Below are 24,741 nucleotides of genomic sequence, written 5' to 3' on the forward strand. Positions count from 1 at the left end.
TGCCCGCGCCGTATCCGGTGCCGGACCCCTCGGACCCGACGGCGCCACCGCCCGCCCCGGCTCCCGAGCCGCTCTGACCGGCCGGCTGCCTCCCGGAGCCCCGTCATGGCCGCGACGCGATTCGCCGACCGCCGTGCGGCCGGTCAGGCACTGGGCGAGCGGCTGAGCACCACCGACGCCCGGCGGGGCGACACGGTCGTGCTCGGCCTCCCGCGGGGCGGGGTGCTCGTCGCCGCAGGGGTGGCAGCCGCACTGGGTGCGCCCATGGACGTCCTCGTCGTCCGCAAGCTCGGCCTCCCCTGGCAGCCGGAGCTGGCCATGGGGGCCATCGCGGCGGTCGGCGACACCGTCGAGACGGTGCGTGTCGAGACCGTCCTCGCCGCGGCCCGGGTCGACCCGGAGACCTTCGAGACGGTCTGGCAGCAGGAGCTCGGAGAACTCCGTCGCAGGGAGGCCGCCTACCGCGACGGCCGGCCGCCGATGGCGGTCGCGGGACGGACCGTGATCGTCGTGGACGACGGGCTCGCCACCGGCGCCACCATGCAGGCCGCGGTCGTCGCCGTCCGGCGCCAGTCCCCGCGAGGCATCACCGCCGCGGTTCCCGTCGGGTCACCGACCGCCTGTGCCGCGCTGGCGCACGTCGTCGACGAACTGGTCTGCCTCTCCGCCCCGCGCGGTTTCCGGGCGGTCGGCCAGGCCTATGCCGACTTCACGGCGACCTCCGACGCCGAGGTCCGTGCCGCCCTCGCCCACGCGGCGGGCACGTCGTCCTGACGCTGGTCGGCCGGTTCCGGCCGAGGCCTCGGAGGGCCTGCTGTTCCCTGCCTCACAGGCGGGCCTAGACTCGTGAACCGCAGGCTTGTGAACCAGTTCACAAGCCTGGATCCGGGGTTCGTGGAGGGCTGGGAGGAGGCGCCGACGTGAGGGGGGCGACCACCGGGATGCCGCGGACCGCCGAACGGGCCGTCGACGTCCAGCTGCGCCTGGTGCGGGTGATCTGACGTGCCCCACATCACAGCCCGGGTCCACTCGGTGTCTGCACGGAACGTGATCGTCCTCACCGTAGGGTGCCGCTGATGCTCTCGAACTACGTCCCGATCGTCGGGCTCTTCGCGCTGGCCGCGGGGTTCGCCCTGTTCTCGGTCGCCGCGGCGCCCCTCATCGGCCCGCGGCGGCACAACCGGGCGAAGCTCGACGCCTACGAGTGCGGGATCGAGCCGGTTCACCAGCCGCTGACCGGAGGACGGTTCCCGGTCAAGTACTACCTGACGGCGATGCTCTTCATCGTCTTCGACATCGAGATCGTCTTCCTCTACCCGTGGGCGGTCGACAACGACCGGCTCGGCGTCTTCGGGCTGGTCGAGATGGTCGTCTTCATCGGCACGGTGTTCATCGCGTACGCCTACGTGTGGCGTCGCGGCGGGCTCGAGTGGGACTAGGGGTGCTCTGATGGGTCTCGAGGAGAAACTGCCCAGCGGGGTCCTGCTGACCACCGTGGAGAAGCTGGTCAACTGGACGCGCAAGTCCTCGCTCTGGCCGGCGACGTTCGGCCTGGCCTGCTGCGCCATCGAGATGATGGCCTCGGGCGCGGGCCGCTACGACATGGCCCGCTTCGGCATGGAGGTCTTCCGCGCCTCCCCGCGCCAGGCCGACCTGATGATCGTGGCCGGCCGGGTGAGCCAGAAGATGGCACCGGTCCTGCGCCAGATCTACGACCAGATGCCCGAGCCGCGCTGGGTCCTCGCGATGGGCGTCTGCGCGAGCTCCGGCGGCATGTTCAACAACTACGCGATCGTCCAGGGCGTCGACCACATCGTGCCGGTGGACATGTACCTGCCCGGCTGCCCGCCGCGGCCGGAGATGCTGATGGACGCGATCCTCAAGCTGCACCACAAGATCCAGCACGAGCCGCTGGGCGCCAAGCGGGCCCGCCAGCTGGCCCGGGCCGAGGCCGACGGGACGGCGAAGGACCTGCACATCGAGATGCCCTCGACCGTTCGCGTCGACAAGGACGCCCGCCGCGCCTACGAGCAGGCCGCGGCCGAGGGTCGCACCGGCCAGTTCCTGATCGAGCGGCGCGACGGCAACGCGGTGCTGCTCCCCGAGGAGCGGCCGGCGGGTCTCGGGAAGGCGTGGCGATGAGCGCCGCGAACACGACGGGCGAGCGAGCATCGCAGGGAGATGCCCGGAGCCGACAGGGAGTGAGCATCGCAGCGAGCGCCAGCGAGCGAGGAGCGGAGCGACCGCGGAGGCGACCGATGTCCTCGACCGAGGAGCGGAACGAGTCCGGAGTGGAGCAATGAGCAACGACGGGGGAGAGGTCGTACCGGGCCGCGAGGAGGCCGGGTACGACGCGGCGACCGCGCCGAGCGGGGGGTTCCGCAAGGGCTCCTTCGGCGTCAGCGGCAGCGGCGACACCTCCGGCTTCGGCGGCCTGGTCCGCGTCGAGCCCGGTGGCGCGGTGGCCCTGCACACCACCGACCGGCCCTACGGCGGCTACTTCGACGAGGTGACCGACGCCCTGATCGAGGCCGTCGGCGAGGCGACGTACGCGGCCGCGGTGCAGCGGGTGCTGGTCGACCGCGGCGAGATCACCTACTTCGTCGCGCGCGAGCACCTGCTCACGCTGGTGCAGGCACTCCGGGACGACGAGGCGCTGCGCTTCGAGCTGTGCAGCAGCGTCTCCGGTGTCGACTACCTCGACAGCGGTGGCCCGGCCGCCACCCCGGAGCGGCCGCGGCTGCACGTCGTCTACCACCTGACGTCGATGACCTACCGCCGCCGGATCCGGCTGGAGGTGGCCGTGACCGCCGAGGACCCGCACGTCCCGTCGGTGACCCGCACCTACCCGACCGCGGACTGGCACGAGCGCGAGGCGTTCGACATGTTCGGGATCGTCTTCGACGGCCACCCGGACCTGACGCGCATCCTCATGCCCGACGACTGGGACGGGCACCCGCAGCGCAAGGACTACCCGCTCGGCGGCGTCCCGGTGGAGTACCACGACGCGACGATCCCGCCGCCGGACACGCGGAGGGCGTACCGATGAGCACCACCTACAACGAGGCCGACCCGTACGCCGGCTCGCGCGAGACCACCGAGGGCCGCGTCTACACCGTCACCGGTGGCGACTGGGACCTGACCTTCGCCGACCCGCACGGCGAGGAGCGCCTCGTCGTCAACATGGGGCCGCAGCACCCGTCGACGCACGGCGTCCTCCGGCTCGTCCTGGACCTCGAGGGCGAGACGGTCACGAAGGCGCGCGTGGTCATCGGCTACCTGCACACCGGCATCGAGAAGAACCTCGAGTACCGCAACTGGACGCAGGGCACGACCTTCGTGACCCGCATGGACTACCTGGCCCCGCTCTACAACGAGGCCGCGTACTGCATGGCGGTCGAGAAGCTGCTCGGGGTCGAGGTGCCGCAGCGGGCGCAGACCATCCGGCTGCTGGTCATGGAGCTCAACCGGATCTCCTCGCACCTGGTCGCCCTGGCCACCTTCGGCATGGAGATGGGCGCCCTCACCGGCATGACCAACGGCTTCCGCGAGCGGGAGATGATCCTCGACCTGCTCGAGGAGATCACCGGCCTGCGGATGAACCACGCCTACATCCGCCCCGGCGGGCTCGCGCAGGACCTGCCCGAGGGGGCGGTCGAGAACATCCGCGAGTTCCTCAAGATCATGCCCAAGCGGGTCGCCGACTTCCACCGGCTGCTCACCGGCCAGCCGATCTGGCAGGCCCGGCTCAAGGACGTCGGCTACCTCGACGTCACCGGGTGCATCGCGCTCGGCGTCACCGGCCCGATCCTGCGGGCCGCCGGCCTGCCCTGGGACCTGCGCAAGGTCGAGCCGTACCTGGGCTACGAGACCTACGACTTCGAGGTGCCGACCGCCGACACCGCCGACGCCTGGGGCCGCTACCTGGTGCGGATGGCGGAGGTGAACGAGTCGCTCAAGCTGATCGAGCAGGCACTGGCTCGCCTGGAGCCCGGCCCGGTCATGGTCGAGGACCGCAAGATCGCCTGGCCGGCGCAGCTGTCCCTCGGCGCCGACGGAATGGGCAACTCCCTCGAGCACGTCCGGCACATCATGGGCCAGTCGATGGAGGCCCTGATCCACCACTTCAAGCTGGTCACCGAGGGCTTCCGCGTCCCGGCCGGGCAGGTGTACATGCCCATCGAGTCGCCCCGCGGAGAGCTCGGCTACCACGTGGTCAGCGACGGCAGCACCCGCCCGTGGCGCGTCCACGTGCGCGACCCAGGATTCGTGAACCTGCAGGCCACGGCGGCGATGAGCGAGGGCGGCATGATCGCCGACGTCATCGCCGCGATCGCTTCGATCGACCCCGTCATGGGGGGAGTGGACCGCTGATGAGTGCTCTTCCTGGTTCGGCCGAGGGGACGGCGGTGACGGGGCTGGACTCCAGCCCCGTCGACGCGTCGCCGGAGACCCTGGCCGCCCTGCCGCCGCTGACCGAGCAGACCCGGCTCGAGGCGCGGGAGATCATGGCCCGCTACCCCGTTCCGCGGTCGGCGCTCCTGCCGATGCTGCACCTCGTGCAGTCGGTGCAGGGCTACGTCTCGCCCGAGGGCGTGACCCTGTGCGCCGAGGAGCTGGGCCTGACCAAGGCCGAGGTCGGCGCGGTCGCGACCTTCTACACGATGTACAAGCGCCGTCCGACCGGCCGGCACATCGTCAGCGTCTGCACCAACACGCTGTGCAGCGTGCTCGGCGGCCAGCGGATCATGGACGCGCTCAGCGCCGACCTCGGCGTGCACCACGACGAGACCACGGCCGACGGCTCCATCACCCTCGAGCACGCCGAGTGCCTGGCGGCCTGCGACTACGCCCCGGTCGTCACCGTCGACTACGAGTTCTACGACCAGCAGGACGTCGACAGCGCCCGCGAGCTGGTCGCGGCCCTCCGCCGCGGCGAGAAGCCACTGCCCACGCGCGGCGCCCCGCTCACCGACTTCAAGGGCATCTCCCGGCAGCTGGCCGGCTTCTCCCAGCACGCCGATGCCGCCGCCGCGCGGGCCGCCGTGGACGCGCCGTCCGCCCTCGGCCCGACGCTCGTCGGCCTGAAGCTGGCCGAGGAGCGCGGGGAGTCGGCGCCGGCCATGCCGCGCCGGTCGGCTCCCGCGCCGGACACCCAGCAGCCTGCCGCCACCGTCGCGCCGTCCGGCCGGACCGGTGAGACGCCGGGCAAGGAAGCTGCCGACGCGCGCGTCGCCGCTGCCGACACCCCGGCCGAGCGCGCCGGTGCCGCGGCCTCGCACCCTGACGCGCCCGAGCCCGCCGGACGCCGGCTGCCCGACGGCCGCGAGGGCACCGACACCCCCGCCGGTCAGGAGCCGGGCACGAGCGGACAGGGCCCCGCCGGCCCGCCCCCCGCCGACACCGGTCGCCGCATCGAGGGCCGTACCCCGCCGAGACGGAAGGGCTGAACGATGCCCCTCACTCCTGTGCTCACGTCCCGCTGGGGCGCCGACCAGTCCTGGCGGCTGTCCACGTACGAGCGGCTCGAGGGCTACACCGCCCTGAGGACGGCGCTGCGCATGCAGCCCGACGCGCTCGTGACGATGGTCAAGGACTCCGGTCTGCGCGGCCGCGGTGGTGCCGGCTTCCCCACCGGCATGAAGTGGAGCTTCATCCCGCAGCCGAAGCCGGGGGAGACCCCGACCGGTCCCGCGGCCCTGCCCAAGTACCTCGTGGTCAACGCCGACGAGGGCGAGCCGGGCACGTGCAAGGACCTCCCGCTGATGATGGTCGACCCGCACTCGCTCGTCGAAGGCGTGATCATCTCGGCGTACGCCATCCGCTCGCACTTCGCGGTCATCTACGTCCGCGGTGAGGCCGTGCACGCCCACCGCCGGCTGATGAGCGCCGTCGAGGAGGCCTACGCCGCCGGGTACCTCGGCACCGACATCCTGGGCTCCGGCTACGACCTGGAGCTGGTCGTGCACGCCGGCGCGGGCGCCTACATCTGCGGCGAGGAAACGGCGCTGCTCGACTCGCTCGAGGGCTACCGGGGCCAGCCCCGGCTCAAGCCGCCGTTCCCCGCGGTGGCCGGCCTCTACGGTGCGCCGACCGTCATCAACAACGTCGAGACACTGGCCAGCGTGCCGTTCGTCGTCCGCGGCGGCGCCGACTGGTTCAAGGACTTCGGTCCGGAGAAGTCGCCCGGGCCCAAGATCTACTCGCTCTCGGGCCGCGTCGTTCGCCCCGGCCAGTACGAGGCCCCCATGGGGACGACGATGCGCGAGCTCCTGGAGATGGCCGGTGGCGTCCGCCCCGGGCACGAGCTGAAGTTCTGGACGCCGGGCGGCTCGTCGACGCCGTACTTCACCGCCGAGCACCTCGACGTCCCGCTGGACTTCGACTCGGTCGCGGCGGCGGGCTCGATGCTCGGCACGACCGCGCTCATGGTGTTCGACGAGACCGACTCGATCGTCGAGGCCACCCTGCGGTTCACCGAGTTCTACGCCCACGAGAGCTGCGGCAAGTGCACCCCGTGCCGGGAGGGCACCTACTGGCTGGTCCAGATCCTGGAGCGGATCGCGCACGGCCGCGGCACCGCCCAGGACCTCGACGTCCTGGTCGACACCTGCGACAACATCCTGGGCCGCTCGTTCTGCGCGCTCGGTGACGGTGCCACGAGCTGCATCACCAGCTCGCTGAAGTACTTCAAGGACGACTACGTCGCCCTGCTGCCCCCGGAGGAGCAGGCCCGGCTCGGCCGCACCCTCCGCATCGAGCCCGTGAAGGTTGCCTCGTGACCCTCGTAACTCCCGGCCCGGCGCCGGCGGTGCCGCCCGGTACGCCCGGTCCGCACACGCCTCCGGACGCCGTCCACTGCACGATCGACGGGTTCGAGGTCGCCGTTCCGAAGGGCACGCTGATCATCCGGGCCGCCGAGCAGATCGGCGTCCAGATCCCGCGGTTCTGCGACCACCCGCTGCTCGAGCCCGTCGGCGCCTGCCGGCAGTGCCTGGTCGAGGTCGGGGGCCAGCGCAAGCCGGTCGCCTCCTGCACCATGCCGGTCACCGACGGCATGGTCGTGCAGACGCAGCTCACGAGCCCGCAGGCCGACAAGGCCCAGCAGGGCACCATGGAGCTGCTGCTCATCAACCACCCGCTCGACTGCCCGGTCTGCGACAAGGGTGGCGAGTGCCCGCTGCAGAACCAGGCGATGAGCAACGGCCGCACCGAGAGCCGGTTCGTCGACGTCAAGCGCACCTACCCGAAGCCGCTGCCGATCTCCTCCCAGGTCCTGCTGGACCGCGAGCGCTGCGTGCTCTGCGCCCGTTGCACCCGCTTCTCCCAGCAGGTCGCCGGCGACCCGTTCATCGAGCTGTTCGAGCGCGGCGCCCTGGAGCAGGTCGCGATCTACGAGGACGAGCCGTTCGAGTCCTACTTCTCGGGCAACACCACCCAGATCTGCCCGGTCGGCGCCCTGACCAGCGCCCAGTACCGCTTCCGCGCCCGCCCGTTCGACCTGCGCAGCGAGCCCAGCGTCTGCGAGCACTGCGCGTCCGGCTGCGCCCAGCGCACCGACTACCGCCGCGGCAAGGTCACCCGTCGGCTCGCCGGCGAGGACCCCGCGGTCAACGAGGAGTGGAACTGCGACAAGGGTCGCTACGCGTTCCGCTACGTCACCGCGAACGCCCGGCTCACCACGCCGCTGGTCCGGCGGGACGGCGAGCTGCAGCCCGCGTCCTGGCCCGAGGCCTGGGCCGTCGCCGCGGCCGGCCTGCTCGCCGCGCGTGACGACGGCGGGGTCGGCGTCCTGCCCGGTGGCCGGCTGACCGTCGAGGACGCCTACGCCTACGCCAAGTTCGCGCGGGTGGCGCTGGGCACCAACGACGTCGACGCGCGGGCCCGCGCGCACTCGGGCGAGGAGGCGGCGTTCCTCGCCGCCACGGTCGCCGGCACGAGCCCTGCCACCGGCGCGGTGACCTATGACGACCTCTCGAACGCCTCCGCCGTCCTCCTGGCCGGCTTCGAGCCCGAGGAGGAGTCGCCGATCGTCTTCCTCCGGCTGCGCCGCGCGGTGCGCACGAAGGGACTGCCGGTCTTCGACCTCGCGCCGTTCCTCACGCGCGCCGGGGAGAAGCTGCAGGCCACCGTGCTGGCCACCCTGCCCGGTGCGGAGGCGCAGTCCCTGCGCGCGCTCGCGGACGGCAGCTGGGGCGGACCGGCCGTGGCGGCCCTGCGCCTGCCCGGCGCCGTGGTGCTCGCCGGCGAGCGGCTGGCCGAGGTGCCCGGCGCGTTCTCCGCCCTCCTGGCGCTCGCACGCGCGACCGGTGCCCGGGTGGCCTGGGTGCCGCGGCGGGCCGGGGAGCGCGGCGCCGTCGAGGCGGGCGCGCTGCCCAACCTGCTGCCCGGCGGCCGTGGTGTCGCCGACGCCACCGCCCGCGCCGACGTGGCCGCCCTGTGGAACCTGGACCCGACGGCCCTGCCCTCGGCCCCCGGCCGCGACACCACCGGCATCCTCACCGCCGTGCGCGACGGGCGGCTGTCCGGCCTCCTCGTGGGTGGCGTCGACCCCGCGGACCTGCCCGACCCGTCCCTCGCCGAGGCGGCGCTGGCCTCGGCCGGCTTCGTGGTGAGCCTCGAGATGTTCCCGAGCGCGGTCACCGAGTGGGCCGACGTCGTCCTCCCGGTCGCCGCGGCCGCGGAGAAGGCCGGCAGCTACCTCGACTGGGAGGGCCGGGTGCGGTCCTTCGACGCCACGCTGCACGGCACCGGGCAGCTGCCCGACGGCCGGGTGCTCCAGGGCCTCGCCGACGAGATGGACGTCGACCTGCGCCTGCCGGCCCCCGAGGCCGCGCGGGCCGAGCTCGCCGCGCTCGGGGTGGTCCGCCGTCCCGGCGAGGGCGTCGGGCTGGACGTGGCGCCCGAGCCCGCGCCGTCCCTCCGCGACGACGAGGCCCTGCTCGCGACCTGGCGGCAGCTGCTCGACTCCGGCACGCTCCAGCGCGACGAGCCCGAGCTCGCCGGCACCGCGCGGCCGCCGGTGGCCCGCCTCGGCGTCGAGGCGGCCGCCCGCCTCGGCCTCGTCGACGGCGACCGGCTGACCGTGAGCGGTGAGATCGGGTCGGTCACCCTGCCGGTGCGGATCACCCCCATGCCCGACCGGGTGGTCTGGCTGCCGATGAGGTCACCGGGCAGCGAGGTCCGCACCCACCTGGGCACCGGCCCGGGCGGCGTCGTGCGGCTCTCGGCCGCGACCCCGACCGGAGGTGCCGCGTGACCGTCCTCGCGACCGCGAACCAGCCGACGCTGGAGGACTTCGGGCACGACGTCTGGTGGATCGTGCTCATCAAGGTCGTCGGGATCTTCGCCGTCCTGGTGCTGCTGACGCTGTTCGCCATCGTGTTCGAGCGCAAGGTCGTCGCCCGCATGCAGCAGCGGATCGGCCCCAACCGGGTCGGGCCGCGCGGCTACCTGCAGAGCCTGGCCGACGGGCTCAAGCTGGCGTTCAAGGAAGACATCATGCCGGCGCTGGCCGACAAGCCGGTGTACTTCCTGGCCCCGGTGATCGCCTGCATCCCGGCGTTCGTCGCCTTCTCGGTGATCCCGCTCGGGCCGACGGTCAGCATCTTCGGCGAGCGCACGCCGCTGCAGCTCACCGATGCCCCCATCGGCGTCCTGGTGATCCTCGCCTGCTCGGCGATGGGCGTGTACGGCATCGTGCTGGCCGGCTGGGCCTCGGGCTCGACGTACCCGCTGCTCGGCGGCCTGCGCAGCGCCGCGCAGATGGTCAGCTACGAGATCGCGATGGGCCTGTCGATCGTCGCGGTCTTCCTCTACTCGGGCTCGATGTCGACGTCGGAGATCGTGGCGGCGCAGGCCGACGGCAACCAGCTGTCCTTCTTCGGCTGGGAGTTCACCGGCCCGAGCTGGTTCGCGGTGCTGCTGCCGGTCTCCTTCGTCATCTACGTGATCGCCGTGGTCGGCGAGACCAACCGCGCGCCCTTCGACCTCGCCGAGGCCGAGAGCGAGCTCGTCGGCGGGTTCCACACGGAGTACTCGTCGCTGAAGTTCGCGCTCTTCTTCCTGGCCGAGTACATCAACATGGTCACCGTCTCGGCGCTGGCCGCGACGCTCTTCCTCGGCGGCTGGCGCGCGCCGTGGCCGATCTCCATCTGGGACGGCGCGAACACCGGCTGGTGGCCGCTGCTGTGGTTCTTCCTCAAGGTGGTCGTCGCGCTCTTCATCTTCATCTGGCTCCGCGGCACCCTGCCCCGGCTGCGCTACGACCAGTTCATGCACTTCGGCTGGAAGGTGCTCGTCCCCGTCGCGCTGGTCTGGATCCTCGTCGTCGCGACGATGCGCACCGTGGCCCGGGAGGCCGAGCTCTCCACCGGTGAGGTGGCGCTCTACGTCGGCCTCCCGATCGCCGTGCTGGTGCTGCTCGGGTTGTTCCTCGCCGGCCGCGTCGCCCAGCGCGACACCCGGCTGGCCGCAGCCGAGGCCGCCGCCGGGTCCAACCACCCCACCCAGCCGGAGGTCGAGGTCCTGCCCGCCGCAGGTCCCCGTCACCGGCCCACCACCGGCCCGAGCCGGGCCGAGGGCGGGTTCCCCATCCCGCCGATGGACCTGAAGGTGCCGCCGTCCCCACGGCTGCGCGGGCGGGAACCGGTGGCTCCCTCCGGTGGCGTCGTCGGCACCGGCCGGCGCGGGTCCACCAGCACCCTCCAGGAGGACGGCGATGTCTGAGAACACCCCCGCGCGCCGTTCGGGCGGAGAGGTCGAGCGGTCCCCGGGACGCGGCTCGCGGCCGGCCGTGCGGGACAGCCTGATGCCGACCGCGACGCAGGGCTTCGGCGTCACCTTCGCGCAGATCTTCCGCAAGGTGACCACGGAGCAGTACCCGTTCGAACCCAAGGTGACCAAGCCGCGCTACCACGGCCGGCACGTGCTCAACCGGCATCCCGACGGGCTGGAGAAGTGCGTCGGCTGCGAGCTGTGCGCCTGGGCCTGCCCGGCCGACGCCATCTACGTGGAGGGCGGGGACAACACCGAGGACGCCCGGTACTCGCCCGGTGAGCGGTACGGCGCGGTCTACCAGATCAACTACCTGCGCTGCATCTTCTGCGGGCTGTGCATCGAGGCCTGCCCGACCCGCTCGCTGACGATGAGCAACGACTTCGAGCTCGCCGACGACAACCGCCGCGACCTGATCTACACCAAGGAGCAGCTCATGGCTCCGCTGCTGCCGGGCATGGAGGCCCCGCCGCACCCCATGCGGCTGGGGGACGACGAGAAGGACTACTACCTGCGGGTGCCGGGCTCCTCGCCGGCCGAGCCGGTCACGGGGGAGCGGGTATGAGCCTGGTCGCCGCCGCGGCGGACACCACCGTGCAGCTCAGCGGCGGGGAGACCGTCGTCTTCTGGGTGCTCGGGCCGCTCGCGCTCGCCGGTGCCCTCGGCATGGTCTTCAGCCGCAACGCGGTGCACTCCGCGCTGTGGCTGGTCACCACGATGCTGTGCCTCGGCGTCTTCTACGTCGTCCAGGAGGCGCCGTTCCTCGGCGCGGTGCAGATCATCGTCTACACCGGCGCGATCATGATCCTCTTCCTCTTCGTGCTGATGCTGGTCGGCCGCGACTCGTCGGACTCGGTGGTCGAGACGCTGCGGGGGCAGCGGATCGCCGCCACCGTCCTCGGCGTCGGCTTCGCCGCGCTGGTGGGCGCCGGCATCGCCCGGGCCACCCAGGACCTCCCGGTGATCGGTCTGGCCGGGGCGCAGGCCGAGGGCAACATCCCGGCCGTCTCCGAGCTCCTGTTCACCAAGTACCTGCTCGCCTTCGAGGTGACCAGCGCGCTGCTGATCACCGCCGCCGTCGGCGCCATGATCCTGGCCCACATCGAGCGCGAGCCCGGCACCCGGCGCACCCAGAAGGAGCTGTCGCGGGCCCGCTTCCTCACCGACCGGCCGCAGACCCATCCCGGGCCGGGCGTCTTCGCGCGGGCCAACTCGGTGGCCGCCCCTGCCCTGCGTCCCGACGGGTCGCTCGCCGAGTCCAGCTTCGCCACCGGCACCGAGGTCCAGCTGCCCGACCAGATGCCGCGCCCCACCGGCCGTGAGCAACTCGGCTCCCCGGACGCGGCGCTGGGCACGACCGACGGCACGCCCAGCGGCATCCCGGGAAGGCAGTCATGACACTGACGTACTACCTGGTGCTGGCCGCGATCCTGTTCACCATCGGCGCGGTCGGCGTGCTCGTCCGCCGCAACGCCATCGTCGTGTTCATGTGCGTCGAGCTGATGCTCAACTCGGTGAACCTGACCCTGGTGACCTTCGCCCGGGCCACCGGCACCATCGACGGCCAGATCATGGCGTTCTTCGTCATGGTCGTCGCGGCGGCCGAGGTCGTCGTGGGCCTCGCCATCATCATGTCCATCTACCGGACCCGCCGGTCCGCGTCGATCGACGACGCCAACCTGCTCAAGTACTGACGGGGACTACGTGTCTGAGACTCTTCCCGCCGAGGGGCTGCTCGGCTGGTCCTGGCTGCTGATCGCGCTGCCGCTCGCCGGCGCCGCGGTGCTGCTGCTGGGCGGCCGGCGCACCGACCGGTGGGGCCACCTGCTGGGCACCGCGACCGTGGTCGCCTCGTTCGTGGTCGGCCTGCTGTGCACCTTCCAGCTGGCCGGTCTGGACGAGAAGTCGGTGTCGGTCGACCTGTTCACCTTCATCTCCTCCGGCGACCTCGACATCCGGGCCGGGCTGCTCTACGACCCGCTGTCGGCCGCGTTCGTCCTGCTGATCACCGGCGTGGGCTCGCTGATCCACATCTACTCGATCGGCTACATGGCGCACGACGACGGCCGCCGCCGGTTCTTCGCCTACCTGAACCTGTTCGTCGCGGCGATGCTGCTGCTGGTCCTCGGCAACAGCTTCGTGGCGCTCTACGTGGGCTGGGAGGGCGTCGGTCTCGCGTCGTACCTGCTGATCGCGTTCTGGTACACCCGCCCGGCGGCCGCCACGGCGGCCAAGAAGGCGTTCATCATGAACCGGGTCGGCGACGTCGGCCTGGCCCTCGCGATCTTCCTGATGTTCGCCCAGCTCGGGACGACGGACTACGCCGGCGTCTTCGGCGAGATCGGCACCGTGGCCGGCGGCACGGTCACCGCGATCGGGCTGCTGCTCCTGCTCGGCGCGTGCGGCAAGTCCGGTCAGTTCCCGCTGCAGGCGTGGCTGCCGGACGCCATGGAGGGCCCCACCCCCGTCTCCGCGCTCATCCACGCCGCGACCATGGTCACCGCCGGCGTCTACCTCATCGCCCGTTGCTCGCCGATCTACGACGAGACGCCGACCGCGCGCACCGTCGTCCTGGCGGTCGGCGCGCTGACCCTGCTGATCGGGGCGATCGCCGGCTGCGCGTACGACGACATCAAGAAGGTGCTGGCGTACTCGACGGTCAGCCAGATCGGCTACATGTTCCTCGCCGTGGGTCTCGGCCCGGCCGGGTACGTGGCGGGCCTGGCGCACCTGTACGCGCACGGCTTCTTCAAGGCCGGCCTGTTCCTGGGCGCCGGGTCGGTCATGCACGCCATGAACGACCAGGTGGACATGCGCCGGTACGGCGGGCTCTGGAAGAAGATGCCGATCACGTTCGCGACGTTCGGCCTCGGCTACCTCGCGCTGATCGGGATCTGGCCGTTGGCCGGTGCCTTCACCAAGGACGCCATCATCGAGGCGGCGCTGGACCGCCACGACACGTTCGGCTACCTGCTCGCCGGCATCGCGGTGCTGGGCGCCGGGCTGACCGCGTTCTACATGACCCGGCTGATGCTGATGACCTTCTTCGGCCGGCCGCGGTGGGAGGACGGCGTCCACCCGCACGAGTCGCCCGTGGTGATGACGCTGCCGATGATCGTGCTGGCCGTCGGCTCGGTGGCGTCCGGCTTCCTGCTCGTCTCGGCGTTCCCGCTGTCGGACTGGATGGCACCGGTGTTCGGGGAGCCGGAGGAGGCCGCGCACGTGATCGCCCCGGCCACCGTCCTGCTGATCGTGACGGTGGTGTCGCTGCTGGGCATCGCGCTCGCCTGGCTGTTCGTCGGCCGCCGCGAGATCCCGGTGACGGCGCCCGTGCGGGTCTCCCCGGTCACGCGGGCCGCGCGCAACGCGCTGTACGCCGACACGGTCAACGAATCCCTGTTCATGCGCCCCGGCCAGTGGCTGACGCGCGCGCTGGTGTTCGTCGACAACCGCGGGGTGGACGGCGCGGTCAACGGGCTGGCGGCGACCCTCGGCGGTTCGTCGTCGCGGCTGGGCCGGGCCCAGACCGGCTTCGTCCGGTCCTACGCACTCGGGATGCTCGGCGGCGCCGTGCTGGTCGCCGGCGCCCTGCTGGCGGTGACGGCCGGATGAGCACTTCCAACCTGTCGGGTCGAAAGGCGTGCTCCCTGTGACGGACTTCCCGTTCCTGCTGCTGATGATCGCGGTGCCCGCGATCGGCGCGGCCGTCGTCGCGGCGCTGCCGAAGGGCCGCGACCTCCTGGCGAAGCAGGTGTCCCTGGGGATCAGCCTGGTGGTGCTCCTGCTGGCGGTGCTGGCGACGGCGGCCTTCGACGTCGGCGGCGACCGGTTCCAGCTCGGCATGGCCGTGCCCTGGATCCCCGACTTCGGCGTGCAGTTCGCGCTCGGGGTGGACGGCATCGCCCTGGTGATGCTGCTGCTGATCGGCGTGCTCGTGCCGGTGGTCGTCGGCGCCTCGTGGCGTGACGAGCTGCCCGGCGGGCGGTCGATGACGGCGTACTTCGCCTGGCTGCTGCTGCTCGAGGCGTTCATGGTGGGTGTCTTCGCCGCCACCGACGTCTTCCTCTTCTACGTCTTCTTCGAGGCGATGCTCGTCCCGATGTACTTCATCATCGGGAGCTTCGGCGGCCCGCGCCGGCAGTACGCCGCGGTGAAGTTCTTCCTCTACAGCCTGGTCGGCGGGCTAATCATGCTGGCCGCCGTCATCGGGCTGTACGTGGTGAGCAACAGCCAGCTCGGCGAGGGCACGTTCGCCTTCGACGCGCTGCGCGGGCTGGAGATCGACCCGGGCGTGCAGAAGCTGCTGTTCCTCGGCTTCTTCATCGCCTTCGCGATCAAGGCCCCGCTGGTGCCGTTCCACACCTGGCTGCCGGACTCCGGCTCCGAGGCGCCGATCGGCGGGGCGGTGCTGCTGGTCGGCGTCCTCGACAAGGTCGGCACCTTCGGCTTCCTGCGGTACTGCCTGCCGCTGTTCCCCGACGCCTCGCGGTACTTCGCGCCGTTCGTGCTCGTGCTCGCGGTGGCCGGCATCCTCTACGCCGCGCTGCTGGCGATGGGCCAGAGCGACATGAAGCGGCTGGTCGCCTACACGTCGATCTCGCACTTCGGGTTCATCGCGCTGGGCATCTTCGCGTTCACGACCGAGGCGGGCACCGGTGCGGTGCTCTACATGGTCAACCACGGCATCGCGACGGGCCTGCTGTTCCTCGTCGTCGGCATGCTGATCGCCCGCGGCGGTTCCCGGCAGATCGGCGACTACGGCGGCGTCGCGGCCAAGGCGCCGCTGCTGGCCGGCGCGTTCCTGCTCGCCGGTCTGGCCTCCCTGGCGCTCCCCGGGACCAACAGCTTCGTCAGCGAGTTCCTCGTGCTGATCGGCTCGTTCCCGACCCGTCCGGTCTTCACGATCCTGGCCACCGCCGGGATCATCCTGGCCGCCCTCTACATCCTGCTGATGTACCAGCGCACCATGCACGGCCCGGCCCGCGGGGTGCTGCTCGCCGACGACGTCGAGCCGCCCGCTCCGGCCGGGCACGGCGCGACGGCCACCCTCACCGCGCCGAAGCGGTCGCTGCGGGTGCTCGACCTCGACCGGCGTGAGCTGGCGATCGTCGCCCCGCTGGTCGCGCTGATCATCGTGCTGGGCGTGTATCCCCAGCCGTTGCTGAACCTGATCGAACCGGCCGTCGCGGCCACCATGAGCGACCTCGGAGGGTCCGACTGATGATCGAGGCCCCTGACCTCTCCCTCGCCGCCCTCGCCCCGCTGCTCTTCGTCTTCGGCGCCGCCTGTGTCGGCGTGCTGATCGAGGCGTTCTGGCCGCGGGACAGCCGGCACCCCGTGCAGGTCGCCGTCGCCCTCGTCGGCACCCTGGGCGGACTGGTCTGCACCCTGCTCCTGGCCGGCCGCGGCGAGGTCACCGCGGCCGGCGCGCTCGCCGTCGACGGCGCCGCGCTGTTCCTCCAGGCGACGATCGCCGGGCTCGGCGCGCTCGCGCTGCTGCTCTTCGCCGAGCGCGCACTCGACCCGGCCCGGTCGGCCTTCGTGACCTCCGCGGCCGTCCCGGCGGGCAGCCCGCGGGACCGCGAGCTCGCCACCTCCGAGCGGGTGCAGACCGAGGTCTACCCGCTGGCGACCTTCGCCATCGGCGGCATGATGCTCTTCGTCGCGTCGAACGACCTGCTGATCATGTTCGTCGCCCTCGAGGTGCTCAGCCTGCCCCTGTACCTGATCAGCGGACTGGCCCGCCGGCGCCGGCTGCTCTCGCAGGAGGCGGCGGTCAAGTACTTCCTGCTCGGGGCGTTCGCCTCGGCGTTCTTCCTCTACGGGCTGGCCCTGGTCTACGGGGCCACCGGCAGCGTCCGGCTGCGCGACATCCGCGAGGCCAACCTCGCGGAGGGGACCGACCTCCTCCTCGTGCTCGGCCTCGCTCTGCTCGTCGTCGGCCTGCTGTTCAAGGCCAGCGTGGCGCCGTTCCACACCTGGACGCCGGACGTGTACCAGGGAGCGCCCACCCCGGTGACCGCGTTCATGGCGGCCTGCACGAAGGTCGCCGCGTTCGGGGCCATCCTGCGGCTGCTCTACGTCGCCTTCGGCACCGCCGAGTGGACCTGGCGGCCGCTGATCTACGGGGTCGCCATCGTCTCCATGGTCGTCGGCGCCGTCCTGGGGCTCACCCAGACCGACCTCAAGCGGATGCTCGCCTACTCCTCGATCGCGCACGCCGGGTTCCTCCTCACCGGCGTTCTCGGTCTGGGCGCCGGCGGCGAGGGGTCGGGCCTGGCGGCCACGATGTTCTACCTGCTGGCCTACGGGATCACCACGATCGGTGTCTTCGCCGTCCTCACGCTGGTCCGCGACGGCGACGGCGAGGCGTCGCACCTGTCGCAGTGGGCGGGCCTGGCGGCGCGTTCCCCGTTGACGGCCGCGGTGATGGGCCTCTTCCTGCTCGCGCTGGCCGGCATCCCCCTCACCGCCGGCTTCACCGGGAAGTTCGCCGTCTTCCGGGCGGCCATCGAGCAGGGGGCCTGGCCGCTGGTGCTGGTGGCCCTGCTGGCCAGCGCGGTGGCGGCGTTCTTCTACCTGCGGGTCATCGTGCTGATGTACTTCTCGCCGCCCGCGGCGGACGGTCCCACCGTCGGCGTGCCCGGGCTGCCGACGACGATCGTCCTCGCGGTCACGGCCACGGCCACCCTCGCGCTCGGCGTCCTGCCCGGGTCGGTGCTCGACCTCGCCGAGCGGGCGGCTAAGTTCGTCGGTTGATGACCGGAGCCCGTGCCGCAGTCGAGGGCACTTCCACCGAGGAACGGCACCGGATCTCCACTCCGGCGTCGACCATCGGACCCTGGCTCCCCGAGGGAGAGCTGGGCAATGCGCTGGCCGAGGGGCTGGCCGGCGTGGAGGCGGAGCTGACCGCCGCCGTCGGCAGCGAGCACCCGTTCGTCCGTGAGGCGGCCGGGCACCTGATGGCCGCCGGCGGCAAGCGGTTCCGGCCGATGCTGGCCCTGCTGTCCGCCCAGCTCGGGGACGCGAGGGCGCCCCAGGTGACCCGCGCGGCCGTCGTGTGCGAGCTGACCCACCTCGCGACGCTGTACCACGACGACGTGATGGACGAGGCCGCCGTGCGCCGCGGCGCCCCGAGCGCCAACAGCCGCTGGTCCAACAGCATCGCCATCCTCACCGGGGATCTGCTGTTCGCCCGGGCCTCGAACCTGCTCGCGGATCTCGGTCCCGAGGCCGTGCGCATCCAGGCGCAGACCTTCGAGCGGCTGGTCACCGGTCAGATCCGCGAGACCGTGGGCCCGCAGCCCGGTGCGGACCCCGTGACCCACCACCTCGGCGTCCTCGCGGACAAGACCGGGTCCCTGGTCGCCACCTCCGCCCGGTTCGGCGCGAGCTTCGCCGGCGTCGACGAGTCGCTGGTCGCCGCGCTGACGGCGTTCGGCGAGGAGGTCGGGGTCGCCTTCCAGATCTCCGACGACCTGCTCGACATCCTCAGCGAGGGCGGCGCCTCGGGGAAGCTGCCGGGCACCGACCTGCGGGAGGGCATCGCCACCCTGCCGGCGCTGTTCGTGCTGGCGGACGACGACCCGGCGGACGCGCGGCTGCGGGAGCTGGTGTCGGCCCCCGTGACCGACGACGCCGACCACGCCGAGGCACTCGCCCTGCTGCGCGCGTCGAACGGACTGGCCCGGGCCGCCGAGGTCCTCGGCCAGTACGCCGACCGCGCCCGGGCCCGGCTGGACGGCGTTCCCCCTGGTGAGGTCCGCGACGCGCTGTCGGCGTTGTGCGACTACGTGGTCACCCGCACCAGCTGAGGCGCATCCTGGGGGAGTGCGGACCCTTCCCGGCCTGATCGCCGCTGCCCTGCTGATCGCCGGCTGCACCGCGGCGGAGTCCGGCGGCGGCCTGCAGGCCGCCCCTCCGGAACCGCCTGCCTCGGCCGCGCCGCCGAGCCCGCCGCCGGCCGCGCCCGCACTCGACGTCTCGGTCGTCGTCGACGGGCTCGATCACGTGTGGGACGTCGTCCAGGCGCCCGACGGCACGCTGCTCGTGGACGAGCGGGCCGGCGGATTCACCGCGGTGCTCCCGGACGGCACCGTCCGGGCGGTCGAGGCGGACTTCGGGGACCTCTTCGCCCGGGGGGAGACCGGCCTCATGGGGCTGGCGCTCGACCCGGGGTTCGCGGAGAACCGGCGGCTCTACAGCTGTCAGGGCGTCCGCGACGGGTCCATCGCCGTGGTCGGCTGGACGATCTCGGCCGACTGGGCCTCGGCCACCCGCGTCGCGGACCCCCTGGTCGACGGCCTCCCCCTGAACGGGGATTCCGGGCGTCACGGCGGGTGCCGGCTGCGCTTCGAGCCCGACGGGGTCCTGCTCGTCGGCACGGGCGACACCGCCCGCGGGGACGTTGCGCAGGACCCCCGCTCGCTCGGCGGCAAGGTGCTGCGCGTCGACCCGGCCAGCGGCGAGCGGGAGGTCTGGACGCTCGGCCACCGCAACGTGCAGGGGCTCGCGATCCGCCCCGGCAGCGGACAGGTCTTCGCCGTCGAGCACGGCCCCGACGTGGACGACGAGGTGAACCTGCTCCAGCCGGGTGGGAACTACGGCTGGGATCCCGACGGGAACGGCAGCTACGACGAGAGCGTGCCGATGACCGACGAGTCGATCGCCGGGGCGATCCCGGCGGTGTGGTCGTCGGGGCGGCCGACCCTGGCCACCAGTGGCGCGGCGTTCCTCGACGGCGCGCAGTGGGGTGCCTACGACGGTCTGCTGCTCGTCGGGCTGCTGAAGGCGCAGGGCGTCCTCGCCCTGCGCCTGGACGACGGCGGCGCACTGGTCGAGCAGTTCCGGGTGCCGGAGCTCGACGGCGCCCTCGGCCGGATCCGCAGTGTCCTGCAGGGCGTCGACGGTCTCCTGTACGTCACCACGGACAACGGCGGCAACGCCGACCGCCTGCTGCGGATCACCCCACGGAGCTGAACACGGGCCGACCCGGCTAACGGCCAGACCATTAGACCGATAGATTCGACGCATGGCGGAGCGGACACAGGTCATCATCGTCGGCGGCGGCCCGGTCGGGGTCGCCCTGGCCGTCGACCTCGGACTGCGCGGGGTGTCGTGCGCGGTGATCGAGCGCCGCACGCAGCTGTCGAGCGTCCCGAAGGGGCAGGGGCTGGCCCAGCGCACCCTCGAGCACATGTGGTTCTGGGGAGTTGCCGACGAGATCCGCGCCCGCGGGATGTCGGCCAAGGCGCATCCGATCGGCCAGGTCACCGTCTACGAGAACCTGCTGGGCGAGTTCTGGCAGGCGGCTCCCTCGCGCGAGGTCGTCAAGTCCTTCTACTTCCAGGCCAACGAGCGGCTGCCGCAGTACCGGACCGAGGAGGTCCTCCGGCGGCGGATGGCGGAACTGCCGACGGTGACGTCCTGGTTCGGCTGGAAGGCCACCGAGGTCGAGCAGGACGCCGACGGGGTCCGCGTCGTGATCGAGCAGGACGGCGTCCGGGAGGTGCTCGAGGGGGACTACGTCGTGGGCTGCGACGGCGGGCACTCCCTCGTCCGCGAGCAGGCCGACATCGAGCGGCACGGCACCGACTTCGACGAGCTGGTGTCCCTCGTCGTCTTCCGCTCCGCCGAGCTGCACGAGGCCCTGAAGCGGTTCCCCGACCGCTCCACGTACCGCGTGATGCACCCCGACCTCAAGGGCTACTGGATGTTCTTCGGTCGGGTCGACGTGGGCGAGGAGTTCTTCTTCCACGCGCCCGTGCCGCCGGGGACCACGGCCGAGAACTTCGACGCTGCCGCGCTGCTGCACCGGGCGGCCGGCTTCCCGTTCGCCCTCGAGATCGACCACGTCGGGTTCTGGGACCTGCGGGTCCAGGTCGCCCAGCGGTACCGCGCAGGCCGCGCCTTCATCGCCGGGGACGCGGCGCACACCCACCCGCCCTACGGCGGCTTCGGGCTGAACAACGGGCTGGAGGACGCCGCGAACCTCGGCTGGAAGCTGGCCGCCGTCCTGGAGGGCTGGGGCGGCGACCAGCTGGCCGAGTCCTACAGCCTGGAGCGGCAGGCGATCTTCCGGGACGTCGGCGAGGACATCATCGGCGGCTGGATCCGGGACGACCGGGCGTTCCTCGAGCGGTACAACCCGGCGGTCGACCGCACGGAGTTCGAGCGCCGGTGGGCGGAGCAGTGCAAGGAGTTCGGCCGCCGGCTGGGCAACTTCGAGCCGCACTACGAGGGCTCCCCGGTCGTCGTCGGGCCGCCGGGCGCCGTCATCAGCGCGCACGGCGAGCACACGTTCACCGCCCGCGCCGGACACCATCTGCCGCCGCAGGAGCTGTCCTCGGGGCGCAACGTCTTCGAGGAGCTCGGCCGGGGCTTCACCCTCCTGGCCTGGGACGCCGATCCCGCGGGGGTGACCGCGTTCGAGGAGGCCGCCGCAGCCGCGGGCGTGCCGCTCACCGTCGTCCGGGACACCTACGCCGACGGCCGGACCGCCTACGGCTCCCGGCTGATCCTCGTCCGTCCGGACCAGTACGTGGTCTGGGTGGGGGACGAGGCGCCCGCCGACCCGGAAGCGGTGCTGCGGACGGTGACCGGGAGGGACTGAGACTCGTCATCACCGGCCTTTACCACCGGCCTTGTCGCGCCGAGTGGAGGCCCGAAGGGTCTCCGCGCAGGCGCGACGAAGCGGCTCAACGCCGTCGGGGACGGCAATTGGCCGCGGTGCGATCCGGAGGATCGCAGTGTTATTGCACCGTCCAGGTGTCGTTGCCGACGAGCAGCGCGTCGAGGTCGGGCGCCCGCTCGGCCCGGGCGACGTCGAGCTGCTCGGCCATCATCGCGTCGTAGGTCGGCTTCTGGACCGACCGGAAGACGCCCATCGGGGTGTACCGGAGGTCCTGGCTGGAGAGCCGGGACAGCGCGAACGCGTAGGCGGGGTTCTCCCGCTCCGCGTCGTGGACGACGATCTCGGCCGGGTCGACCTGGTTGGTCTCGGCGATCCGCAGCCCGCCGAAGTCGTCCTGGACGACGCAGGAGGCGCCGTCCGGACCGAACACCAGCGGCTCGCCCTGCACGAGCGGGATCGTCCACTGCGTGCCGGTGGCCGGCTCCTTGAGCAGGTCGAACGCACCGTCGTTGAAGATGTTGCAGTTCTGGTAGATCTCCACCAGCGCGGTGCCCTGGTGCTCGGCCGCCTGCCGCAGGACCTCGGTGAGGCCCTTGCGGTCGGAGTCCATCGCCCGCCCGACGAACGTGGCATCGGCCCCCAGGGCCAGTGACACCGGGTTGAACGGGGCGTCGATCGAGCCCATCGGCGTCGACTTGGTGACCTTCCCGACCTCGGAGGTGGGGGAGTACTGGCCCTTGGTCAGCCCGTAGATCCGGTTGTTGAACAGCAGGATCGTCATGTTGACGTTCCGCCGCAGCGCGTGGATCAGGTGGTTGCCGCCGATGGACAGCGCGTCGCCGTCGCCGGTGACGACCCAGACCGACAGGTCGGGGCGCGACGCGGCCAGGCCGGTCGCGATCGCCGACGCCCGCCCGTGGATCGAGTGCATCCCGTAGGTGTTCAGGTAGTACGGGAACCGGGAGGAGCAGCCGATCCCGGACACGATCACCATGTCCTCGCGGGCGATCCCGAGGGTCGGCAGGAAGCTCTGGACCGCGTTGAGGATGACGTAGTCACCGCACCCGGGGCACCAGCGCACCTCCTGGTCGGTCTTCATGTCCTTGGCCTTGAGCTCGGTCTGCTTGGGGCCGTGGGACTCGACCGACTGCGCGATGGCGGCGGCGATGGGGCCCCCGCCGGGCATGCCGAGGTCGTGCACGTGGGTGGGAAGGGTGGTCATTCCGCGCCTCCGGTGGCGTCGGCGCCCAGGGGGGCGCCGTGGGTGGAGTCGATGGCGTCCTGGAGCACGGCCGCGAGCTCCGCTGCCCGGAACGGCAGGCCGCGGACCTGGGTGTGGCTCTCGATGTCGATCAGGTACCGGGCCCGCAGCAGCATGGCGAGCTGGCCGAGGTTCATCTCGGGGCACACCACCCGGTCGTAGCGGCGCAGGACGTCACCCAGATCGCTGGGCATCGGGTTGATGTGCCGCAGGTGGATCTGCGCGACGGACCGGCCGGAGCGGCGGATCCGCCGGCAGGCGGCACCGATCGGCCCGTACGTGGAGCCCCAGCCGATGACGGCGACGGTGGCGTCGCCGTCCGGGTCGTCGACCTCGGTGGGCGGCAGGCCGGCCGCGATGCCGTCGATCTTCGCCTGGCGGGTGCGGACCATGAAGTCGTGGTTGACCGGGTCGTAGGAGATGTTGCCGGTCTTGTCGGCCTTCTCCAGGCCACCGATCCGGTGCTGCATGCCGGCGGTGCCCGGGACGGCCCACGGTCGGGCCAGCGTCTCGGGATCCCGCAGGTACGGGAGGAACTCGCCGTCCTCGCCGTTGGGCGCCGTCGCGAAATCGACCCGGAGGTCCGGCAGCGTGTCGACGTCCGGGATCGCCCACGGCTCGGCGCCGTTGGCCAGGTAGCCGTCGGACAGCAGGATCACCGGCGTCCGGTAGGTCAGGGCCATCCGGCAGGCCTCGATGGCGGCGTCGAAGCAGTCGCCGGGGGACTTCGGCGCGATGACCGGCACCGGCGCCTCCCCGTTGCGGCCGAACATGGCCTGCAGCAGGTCCGACTGCTCGGTCTTCGTGGGCAGGCCGGTGGAGGGCCCGCCACGCTGGACGTCGACGATCACCAGCGGCAGCTCGGTCATCACGGCCAGCCCGATGGCCTCGGACTTGAGCGAGACGCCCGGGCCGGACGTCGTCGTGATGCCCAACGCCCCCCCGAAGGACGCGCCGATGGCCGCGCCGATGCCGGCGATCTCGTCCTCCGCCTGGAACGTCCGGACGCCGAAGGCCTTGTGCTTGGACAGCTCGTGGAGGATGTCCGACGCCGGGGTGATCGGGTAGGCGCCGAGGAACACCGGCAGGCCGGAGCGCTGCCCGGCCGCGACCAGCCCGAGGGACAGCGCCGTGTTGCCGGAGATGTTGCGGTACCGGCCCGGGGCCATCGGGGCCGGCTTGATCTCGTAGGAGACCGCGAAGGCCTCGGTGGTGTCGCCGTAGTTGAAGCCCGCGCGGAACGCGGCGATGTTGGCCGCGGCGATCTCCGGCTTGCGGCGGAACGTGCGCTCGAGGAAGCGGATCGTGCCCTCGGTGGGGCGGTGGTACATCCAGGAGAGCAGCCCGAGGGTGAACATGTTCTTCGAGCGCTCGGCCTCCTTCTTCCCCAGCCCGGAGTCCTTGAGCGCGTCGAGGGTCATGCTCGTGAGCGGCACGCTGACCAGCTGCCAGCCCTCCAGCGAGCCGTCCTCGAGCGGATTGCTCGCGTAGCCGACCTTCGCCAGGTTCCGGGGCGTGAACTCGTCGGAGTCGGCGATCAGCAGGCCACCGCCGGGCAGGTCGGCGAGGTTGGCCTTGAGCGCGGCCGGGTTCATCACCACGAGGACGTCGGGGGCGTCGCCCGGCGTCATGATGTCGTGGTCGGCGAAGTGCAGCTGGAATGAGCTGACGCCCGGCAGCGTGCCCGTCGGCGCCCGGATCTCGGCCGGGAAGTTCGGCAGGGTCGACAGGTCGTTGCCGAAGGACGCCGTCTCGCTGGTGAACCGGTTGCCGGTCAGCTGCATGCCGTCGCCCGAGTCGCCGGCGAGCCGGATGACGACGCGGTCGAGTTCGACGACGGTCTTGACGAGGCCCCCGGTCGAGGCGTGCGGCGCCGCGATCGCGCCCGGATCGACCGCGAGGGTCGGCTTGGTGTTCGTCATCAGTGGTCTACCTCCACCGGTCGACATTACGTCTGTGTGTCCGCGGCCGGGGTGTTGATCCAGACACGATGATCTCGCGACCCCCAACCGGGCGGTTGCGCTCGTCATTCCGACAGGGGAGGCGCGGGGAACGGCGCCCCCGGTGGTCG

19 protein-coding genes and 1 pseudogene are annotated in these 24,741 nt (G+C 72.1%); 18 read left to right on the forward strand and 2 right to left on the reverse strand.

Annotated features, from left to right (window positions below):
* The first annotated feature begins 105 nt into the window (after positions 1-105).
* The 18 genes and pseudogenes from E4P39_RS08365 to E4P39_RS08450 all read left to right on the forward strand — a co-directional run bounded on the left by E4P39_RS08365 (position 106) and on the right by E4P39_RS08450 (position 21,388).
* Positions 106-774: a phosphoribosyltransferase family protein gene (locus E4P39_RS08365; RefSeq protein ID WP_135135926.1), complete on the forward strand. Its 669-nt coding sequence runs from the start codon at positions 106-108 to the stop codon at positions 772-774.
* 302 nt (positions 775-1,076) lie between these two features.
* Positions 1,077-1,439, forward strand: a complete 363-nt coding sequence (locus E4P39_RS08370) for an NADH-quinone oxidoreductase subunit A (RefSeq protein ID WP_209306424.1) — start codon at positions 1,077-1,079, stop codon at positions 1,437-1,439.
* Between the two features lie 10 nt (positions 1,440-1,449).
* A pseudogene (locus E4P39_RS08375) lies at positions 1,450-1,902 on the forward strand (NADH-quinone oxidoreductase subunit B family protein); the annotation flags it as partial.
* Positions 1,903-2,299: 397 nt separating this feature from the next.
* The gene (locus E4P39_RS08380; RefSeq protein ID WP_135135928.1) at positions 2,300-3,049 is read left to right on the forward strand and encodes an NADH-quinone oxidoreductase subunit C; all 750 of its coding nucleotides are present in this window, start codon (positions 2,300-2,302) and stop codon (positions 3,047-3,049) included.
* The gene (locus tag E4P39_RS08385) at positions 3,046-4,374 is read left to right on the forward strand and encodes an NADH-quinone oxidoreductase subunit D (RefSeq protein ID WP_135135929.1); all 1,329 of its coding nucleotides are present in this window, start codon (positions 3,046-3,048) and stop codon (positions 4,372-4,374) included. Before E4P39_RS08380 ends, E4P39_RS08385 begins: the two co-directional genes overlap by 4 nt.
* Positions 4,374-5,450 carry an NADH-quinone oxidoreductase subunit NuoE gene (gene nuoE / locus E4P39_RS08390; protein ID WP_135135930.1) on the forward strand — a complete coding sequence of 359 codons (1,077 nt, stop codon included), beginning with the start codon at positions 4,374-4,376 and terminating at the stop codon, positions 5,448-5,450. The genes E4P39_RS08385 and nuoE overlap by 1 nt, the downstream gene beginning before the upstream one ends.
* Before the next feature lie 3 nt (positions 5,451-5,453).
* The gene (nuoF, locus tag E4P39_RS08395; protein ID WP_135135931.1) at positions 5,454-6,782 is read left to right on the forward strand and encodes an NADH-quinone oxidoreductase subunit NuoF; all 1,329 of its coding nucleotides are present in this window, start codon (positions 5,454-5,456) and stop codon (positions 6,780-6,782) included.
* Positions 6,779-9,259, forward strand: coding sequence for an NADH-quinone oxidoreductase subunit G (locus tag E4P39_RS08400; protein ID WP_209306425.1), 2,481 nt, complete (start codon positions 6,779-6,781; stop codon positions 9,257-9,259). The genes nuoF and E4P39_RS08400 overlap by 4 nt, the downstream gene beginning before the upstream one ends.
* Positions 9,256-10,728, forward strand: coding sequence for an NADH-quinone oxidoreductase subunit NuoH (gene nuoH / locus E4P39_RS08405; protein WP_135135932.1), 1,473 nt, complete (start codon positions 9,256-9,258; stop codon positions 10,726-10,728). The genes E4P39_RS08400 and nuoH overlap by 4 nt, the downstream gene beginning before the upstream one ends.
* Positions 10,721-11,341, forward strand: a complete 621-nt coding sequence (gene nuoI, locus E4P39_RS08410) for an NADH-quinone oxidoreductase subunit NuoI (RefSeq protein WP_135135933.1) — start codon at positions 10,721-10,723, stop codon at positions 11,339-11,341. The genes nuoH and nuoI overlap by 8 nt, the downstream gene beginning before the upstream one ends.
* Positions 11,338-12,174 (forward strand): NADH-quinone oxidoreductase subunit J, encoded by an 837-nt coding sequence (locus E4P39_RS08415; protein WP_135135934.1) that lies wholly within the window; start codon positions 11,338-11,340, stop codon positions 12,172-12,174. Before nuoI ends, E4P39_RS08415 begins: the two co-directional genes overlap by 4 nt.
* Complete coding sequence (nuoK, locus tag E4P39_RS08420) at positions 12,171-12,470, forward strand: NADH-quinone oxidoreductase subunit NuoK (RefSeq protein ID WP_135135935.1); 300 nt, start codon at positions 12,171-12,173, stop codon at positions 12,468-12,470. Before E4P39_RS08415 ends, nuoK begins: the two co-directional genes overlap by 4 nt.
* Before the next feature lie 10 nt (positions 12,471-12,480).
* Complete coding sequence (gene nuoL / locus E4P39_RS08425; RefSeq protein WP_135135936.1) at positions 12,481-14,388, forward strand: NADH-quinone oxidoreductase subunit L; 1,908 nt, start codon at positions 12,481-12,483, stop codon at positions 14,386-14,388.
* Positions 14,389-14,416: 28 nt separating this feature from the next.
* Positions 14,417-15,997 carry an NADH-quinone oxidoreductase subunit M gene (locus E4P39_RS08430; RefSeq protein ID WP_245159715.1) on the forward strand — a complete coding sequence of 527 codons (1,581 nt, stop codon included), beginning with the start codon at positions 14,417-14,419 and terminating at the stop codon, positions 15,995-15,997.
* Positions 15,997-17,535, forward strand: a complete 1,539-nt coding sequence (gene nuoN / locus E4P39_RS08435; RefSeq protein ID WP_135135937.1) for an NADH-quinone oxidoreductase subunit NuoN — start codon at positions 15,997-15,999, stop codon at positions 17,533-17,535. Before E4P39_RS08430 ends, nuoN begins: the two co-directional genes overlap by 1 nt.
* The gene (locus E4P39_RS08440; RefSeq protein WP_135135938.1) at positions 17,535-18,590 is read left to right on the forward strand and encodes a polyprenyl synthetase family protein; all 1,056 of its coding nucleotides are present in this window, start codon (positions 17,535-17,537) and stop codon (positions 18,588-18,590) included. Before nuoN ends, E4P39_RS08440 begins: the two co-directional genes overlap by 1 nt.
* Before the next feature lie 16 nt (positions 18,591-18,606).
* On the forward strand, positions 18,607-19,755 hold the full coding sequence (locus E4P39_RS08445; protein WP_209306426.1) for a PQQ-dependent sugar dehydrogenase: 1,149 nt from the start codon (positions 18,607-18,609) through the stop codon (positions 19,753-19,755).
* Between the two features lie 52 nt (positions 19,756-19,807).
* Positions 19,808-21,388 carry an FAD-dependent monooxygenase gene (locus E4P39_RS08450; RefSeq protein WP_135135939.1) on the forward strand — a complete coding sequence of 527 codons (1,581 nt, stop codon included), beginning with the start codon at positions 19,808-19,810 and terminating at the stop codon, positions 21,386-21,388.
* A 139-nt stretch (positions 21,389-21,527) separates the two neighbouring features.
* Here the strand turns inward: E4P39_RS08450 and E4P39_RS08455 are convergent, their stop codons facing one another.
* Together E4P39_RS08455 and E4P39_RS08460 are read right to left on the reverse strand one after the other, a co-directional pair.
* Positions 21,528-22,631 (reverse strand): 2-oxoacid:ferredoxin oxidoreductase subunit beta, encoded by a 1,104-nt coding sequence (locus E4P39_RS08455; protein ID WP_209306427.1) that lies wholly within the window; start codon positions 22,629-22,631, stop codon positions 21,528-21,530.
* Entirely contained in the window at positions 22,628-24,592 is a 1,965-nt protein-coding gene (locus tag E4P39_RS08460) for a 2-oxoacid:acceptor oxidoreductase subunit alpha (protein WP_245159716.1), read from the reverse strand. The genes E4P39_RS08455 and E4P39_RS08460 overlap by 4 nt, the downstream gene beginning before the upstream one ends.
* Positions 24,593-24,741 lie beyond the last annotated feature (149 nt).

The organism is Blastococcus sp. CT_GayMR19 (assembly GCF_004570385.1).
Taxonomy (GTDB): Bacteria; Actinomycetota; Actinomycetes; order Mycobacteriales; family Geodermatophilaceae; genus Blastococcus_B.